The organism is Anabaena sp. FACHB-1391 (assembly GCF_014696755.1).
Classification (GTDB): domain Bacteria; phylum Cyanobacteriota; class Cyanobacteriia; order Cyanobacteriales; family Nostocaceae; genus Dolichospermum; species Dolichospermum planctonicum.
The window spans coordinates 1-6,070 of sequence record NZ_JACJQS010000074.1; the positions used below are offsets into that span (position 1 = coordinate 1).

5 protein-coding genes are annotated in these 6,070 nt (G+C 39.2%); all 5 read right to left on the bottom strand.

The features are described from left to right. Window positions 1-912 (bottom strand): RNA-guided endonuclease IscB (gene iscB / locus H6F62_RS20130; RefSeq protein ID WP_190372823.1); only part of this gene is annotated, 912 nt, incomplete at its 3' end. A gap of 238 nt (window positions 913-1,150) precedes the next feature. After that, window positions 1,151-2,530 carry a cation:proton antiporter gene (locus H6F62_RS20135; protein WP_190372825.1) on the bottom strand — a complete coding sequence of 460 codons (1,380 nt, stop codon included), beginning with the start codon at window positions 2,528-2,530 and terminating at the stop codon, window positions 1,151-1,153. Between the two features lie 49 nt (window positions 2,531-2,579). Next, window positions 2,580-3,224: an Eco29kI family restriction endonuclease gene (locus tag H6F62_RS20140; RefSeq protein WP_137909676.1), complete on the bottom strand. Its 645-nt coding sequence runs from the start codon at window positions 3,222-3,224 to the stop codon at window positions 2,580-2,582. A gap of 12 nt (window positions 3,225-3,236) precedes the next feature. Then, the gene (locus tag H6F62_RS20145; protein WP_137909675.1) at window positions 3,237-4,445 is read right to left on the bottom strand and encodes a DNA cytosine methyltransferase; all 1,209 of its coding nucleotides are present in this window, start codon (window positions 4,443-4,445) and stop codon (window positions 3,237-3,239) included. Window positions 4,446-4,596: 151 nt separating this feature from the next. Further along, window positions 4,597-6,070: class I SAM-dependent DNA methyltransferase (locus H6F62_RS20150; protein WP_190372824.1), on the bottom strand; the 1,474-nt coding region annotated here is incomplete at its 5' end.

The following is a 6,070-nucleotide window of genomic DNA, read 5'->3' on the forward strand; positions in this document are numbered from 1 at the left end:
TTGTTGACTACGATTAAATTTAGTTAAACCTCCTGAACCTGTTTCTACAGGTAGTCCGGTTGCTTTTAGAACTTCTAGTAATGCAGTACGAGTCGTGTTTACTGCTGCTGCATCAGCCAGTGGTCTTTTAGCTTGCTTCAAGATTTTTTCTAACTTTGAAGGGTCTTTTTTGAGAAAATCTTTGATGTCTTTCGTTCCCTTTTTGGTGTTACACTTTTCACAACTTAAAGTGAGATTCGTAATTGAATTACTACCACCCTTGGCTCGTGGATGAATATGTTCTACTTGAAAAGGAACGTCTTTCGCTCCACAGTAAGCACATTGTCTACCCCACTTTTCTAGCAAGTATTCTCTGGTTTCGTAACCAGCTAAAGTTCCCTGTTGATATTCCTTACCTTGAATATCAGGATTAGCCATTAATTGCATATCAAACCTGACTAATTCTTGGCTAATAGCCTGAATTGGTGCAAGTTTACGCAATCTTTCAACCCAAGTTTTAATATTTTCAACTCGACTTTGTAGGCTCGGTGCTAACCATCCTTCTAGACAGGTTCTATTCAAAAACCTTGGTTGTCTGTAACGAGTTTTTCTTGCACGTCTAGAACGTCTTAATTGCCTTCTAGAAGTTAAAGCATCTCTAATTGCAAAGCCTCTATGTTTTAATTCAGCAGCAAATACAACTTCGCCAGTTGAATCATTAACTAATACCATTCCCGTGAACTTTGCACCAGGGTCAATCTTTAGCTTTAGCGACGATACTGGTGAGTCAGGACGCGATTTTTTGAGGATAATTGTGAACGGAAACTGTCTAAATATTGCTGCTTTTTTGCTTCTTAGTAGTTGTCTAGCTTGCGCTGAATGAATTGGGTTTAATGGCGTGAAGTTGGTATCTAAAACAAATACTTTGGACATATTGTCCCTCCTTGCGGGTAATGTTAGCCTAGACAAAGATTTAAAGGCTTTTTACGCTAACAGCACTGGATTAACCCAATAAGCCTGTTTAACTGTTAACCTCAGCAGCTACAAACTGGCTGCGTATTTGTAGGTGAGATGACCTGAAAATCGTAGTGATTTAACACTTAGTCGGGTAAACTCTGGGCTTTAAAAGCCCCCACTTACCCAAAGGGAAGTGGTGGGTAATTTACTCCTGCTATAATAATTTTTCCGATTTACTGTCTAAATTGACTGTAGTGTTTGATTCTGGAAATACGATTCTTAACAGGGGAGGAGCGATAAATGTGGTAATAATCACCATCATAATAATTGCCGCCCCTAGTGGTTTGGAAAGGACACCACTAGCAGCACCTACACCAGCAAATACTAAACCTACCTCACCCCTGGGAATCATTCCTACACCAATAGCCAAGCGATTAATTCCCGGTTGACCAAATACTGTTAGTCCTGTCACCACTTTACCAATAATGGCGACAGTAATCAGGAAAGTTGCCATGATTAAGGCTTCTTGATTTGTGGGAATAGCTGGGTTTAAGACTCCTAAATCAGTTTTTGCTCCCACAGTCACAAAGAAAACTGGAACTAGCATATCCGCAATGGGGATAACTTGCTTTTGTAATTCCTTGCGTTTGTCCGTTTCTTCCAGAACCAAACCAGCAGCAAAAGCTCCCAGAATTGCCTCTAAATGGATGACAGAGGCTAGGTAAGACATGATAATGGCAAAAATGAAGGCCGGGATGACTAATTCCCCTCTAGTTTTAAGTTTATCAGCGATCGCCACAAAGGATTTATTAAATACATTACCAAAAACCACCGCCCCAATCAAAAAAGCACTGGCGCTAATAATTAAATAAACCACATTACCAACATCAACCGCCCCATCTTTAGCTAAACTAGCAACCACAGCCAGCACGATAATTCCCAAAACATCATCAATAACCGCAGCACCCAGGATAATCTGTCCCTCCTTAGAATTTAAGCGACCTATTTCCGAAAGCACCTTAGAGGTAATTCCAATACTAGTTGCAGTTAAAGCCGCACCAGCGAAAATAGCAGGTATAGCACTAACACCAAATATTGTCATTAACCCCACAGTTCCCGCAGCAAAAGGAACTATCACCCCCACGGTAGCCACAACAAAAGCCTGAATACCCACCGCCATAAGGTCCTTGAGATTAGACTCTAAGCCAATTTCAAACAAGAGGATAATCACACCCAATTCTGATAAAACCGAAATCACCTCAGACTGGGCTGCAAATACCTGTGGTGTCGCTTCTGGGCTTAACCCAGCGGTGATTTGTAAAAAGGACATAATCAAAGAATTAGCAGCGTCTGTACCACCCTCAGGGAATATCAACAAATGCAGTACAGAGACACCGACAACCACACCCCCGACAAGTTCACCTAAAACCGCAGGTAAACCGATTTTGTTGGATAATTCCCCCCCCACCTTGCTGGCAAAGTAAATCACGACTAAACTCAATAGTACGGCCGCTAACACCATGGAACTATCTGCTGTTTCTGTGGCTGTAGCCAATAAGGGAACGTTAAAGTTGATTTCCATGAAAAACTGTATTGGTTATACAAAGATCCTTTTTTTATTTTTACCTGTTTTTGGTGGTAATTTATTCATATCTATTTTCACCTAAACACGGGCATCCCAAATGCACACAAAGATTTTGACAGTGTTTATATACCTGGGGCTGTAAACTAGAAATGGTAACGGGATTGGACAGTAAAGCTGTAGCAAAGGATCTGCCTGAGTGTATTTCATCCCATAGCGATCGCATTTGTAAACCCCTTCCTTTACCGGGTGCATGAATGCCAAAACCAGAAATAATACTACACCAAACAGGCTGAAAATGCCGAATCAGCACCGATTCACCCCAAGCAACTAAATCCACAGCCATTGCTACCACTGTAAAGTGAAAATCTGCAACATCAAGATTGTTAGTTTGACGAATAGAATTTCTATGTTCTCTTAAACGACCAATTAAACCCCCTGTAATAGTTCTTTGTCCAGTTCGCTTCCCTGAATTTTCCGCTTTACCAATGTAAATTGGTAGACAACAAGAATTTTGATTTGCGTAAGTTATAGCTGAGTAAAGGGGAAATTCTCCCCGGTAATAAAGTAAGTAAACACCAACATAACCAGCTAACTCTTCTTTAAGTTCATCCAGTTCAGCGAGAGGATAACAATGCTGTCTAGTCTGAAACTCAATTAATTGCTCACGCAGTGTTGGAGGTGCTTGAAAAACTTCTAATGGCATGATCAATTTTAACTAGACAGATGTTTTAATTTTCACGCAACATTGAACTTCTTGTAAATGGGTGCGGATGCTAGTAGCAATAGTATAGGCCAGGGTAACAGGTACAGCATTACCAATTTGACGCATTGACTCACCCCAAGCACCGGGGAAGTAGTAATCATCAGGGAAAGTTTGCAATCTTGCAGCCTCACGCACCGTAAAATAGCGGACTTGTCCGTCAGGAAAAGCAAGCATATTCTCGCCACCAGGAACACCATGCACACCTGCTTTCAGGGTTTTGGCTGGTTTATACCAAGAACTACCTGTATGACCGGGATAGCTTTTAGCACCAGGAATGTAGATATGATTAGGAATTTCTGCCGCTAAATTAGTGTTTTCAGGTGGTGGTAAGTCAGTTATTGCATCCCTAACAGTCTGCCAGGGAGAAGTTATACTAGCCAGTAAACTCGCCCCTTTCCGTTGGTAGCTACTGCGTATTTTTATGGGCATTTCTGGACGGTATAAGTTAGCAATACCGTGACGTTCCCAGTATTCACCCGTCACCCATTGATCCCAAATCAGCGCCTCTTCTGTATGGGTTGGTTCAGGAAAAGACCAGTTAGCTTGTAAATCTGAACGGAAACCCACAATAAAAACTCGCTCACGTTTTTGTGGAACTCCATAATTAGCTGCATTTAATAACTGCCACTTTACCCGATAACTAAGTTCATCCTTGATATTACTACGCTGATGTTCCTCAAGTCTGACTAAATGATCAGCCCAAGATTCATCAGTGTGGGGTTGCAATTCAGGATGATTTAACTGTAAAATAATATACTCAAAATAATTAATAAAATTAGGTCGCACTAAACCACGGACATTTTCAATTAAAAAAGCTTTGGGACGTAATTCCCGCACAGCCCGTAAAAATTCGGGAAACATATCCCGTTTATCTAAATAACCATGATGGTTACCACCAATGGAAAAAGGTTGACAAGGTGGACCACCTGCTAAAAGGTCTATTTCTCCTCTGATATTAGAGTAGTTAAAATCAGCTACGTCTATTTGATGGATACACCAGTCGCTTACAAGTTGCATCCCTCGCTGCTGATTTTCACGAATGGTATGACAACTATGTTTATCTCGCTCCACAAGCGCTTGATGATCAAAGCCAGCGCGAGTGCATCCCATTGCTAAACCTCCAGCACCCGTAAATAACTCTAGTGATTTGAATTTAGACATAATAACAAGATAAGTAGGTTGGCGTTAAAAATTGTCGTTATAGTGAGGGAACTCTTAACTGGGAACAGAGAACAGGGAACAGAAAAGAGGTTTCGGGTAACTTTACTTTTCGTTACTTATGTCGGTTTTTTTCCGTTCACCTATTTACATACTAATTTGCTATTTCTGGTCCAATAATTTTAATTCCCTGTTTTTCTTTTTCCGCTAACTCTAAATTTAATAGCAGCAGTCTTTCTAAAATATCATCTTCTGGGTTGAATTGATAAGCTGACATTACCAGTTTATCTAATTGTTGATGTAGTTTATAAAGTTGACTGCTCGGTTCGGTGAAAAATTTATTATATAATGTGGTGATTCCCCATTGTTTGGTTTCCATTTGTTGACTACGATATTCATGTAGTTCTTCTGTTTTAGTGCGAATTTGTTGGACTAGGTTGATATCTACTGTTTGCGGAAATGGGAAGGTTTCAAAACAAGTGTTGTGAGTATAACGAGTGTCACCTTTTAAAGTCGAACTTTGCGCTTTTACCCAAACACGATGTACGTTAGATGTGAGAATACCAAGGATATAAAAATCATCTAATGCGAGAACAGTAATAGAGTTATTAGGTAGCCAATCTTTATTAACTCGTGAAAAAATAAACCATTTAGAATGACAAGGAACTGCAAAATAAAATGATAAAGTAGATAATGCTGTTCTCATTGCTGGTCTTTTTTCACCATATTTCCACCAATTCATTCTGGTAACATCTCTACGATTACTATCCCGTTCATATTTAACATAGGTTTTAATGTGTTCAAAAGGTAATTGATAATCACTAGCATCCTCAAGACTCATATCATTAAAATCAATAATCCATCTTTTCGGTGTACCATGAGGATTATCTGTTAAATCTTGTGCTGAAATAGATTGTTTAAGAACATCTTGATTTTTTACATCTGTTTTTATCCAATCTGTAACCTGTTGTTCAGTTACAAAAAATCCTTTTCCCACAGGAATTACACCCTGAAAGCATTTATTGAGATTTACTTTTAACCGCACAGCTTGAGAAACATCAACACTAGATTTTAGAGAAGAATTGATTTGTGAAACTACAAGATCATCTAAATAATATTTTCGCGGTTTATCCTTACACCAATTAATAATACTCACATGAACCTTCGCAGCACCAGACCAAGGTTGTGTAGAAACAGCCTCATGAATATAACCACCATTTTGAGTAATATAATCTAAAGCCGCAATTCTACTTTTACCTTGACTTATAGAATTAGTACCAACCAAACCAACTCTACCCTTCTCATCAATTTTATCATGAGCCAACCGAAACCAATAAGCACAAAAATCTACATCTTTAACTTTCGGAAAACGTTGAAAAATTCTATCTACATATTTATCATTTAAATCCATTCTCATGTTTTTACCACCCAAAAACGGTGGATTTCCAATAATAGCATCAGCTTTGACCCATTCACTAAACAAAGCATCTTGACAAACAATATTATCATCCAAAGTATCCAAAGGTAAAGCAGGTTCAGTCAAACATAAATCATCAATCGCAATTTTCCGCGCTATCATCAAAGTTACCCGCGCTAATTCCACAGCAAAAGGATTTGTATCCATACCA

Coding starts and splice junctions, on each gene's coding strand:
- H6F62_RS20140 (WP_137909676.1), bottom strand. CDS start 3,224: ATGCCATTAGAAGTTTTTCAAGCACCTCCAACACTGCGTGAGCAATTA.
- H6F62_RS20145 (WP_137909675.1), bottom strand. CDS start 4,445: ATGTCTAAATTCAAATCACTAGAGTTATTTACGGGTGCTGGAGGTTTA.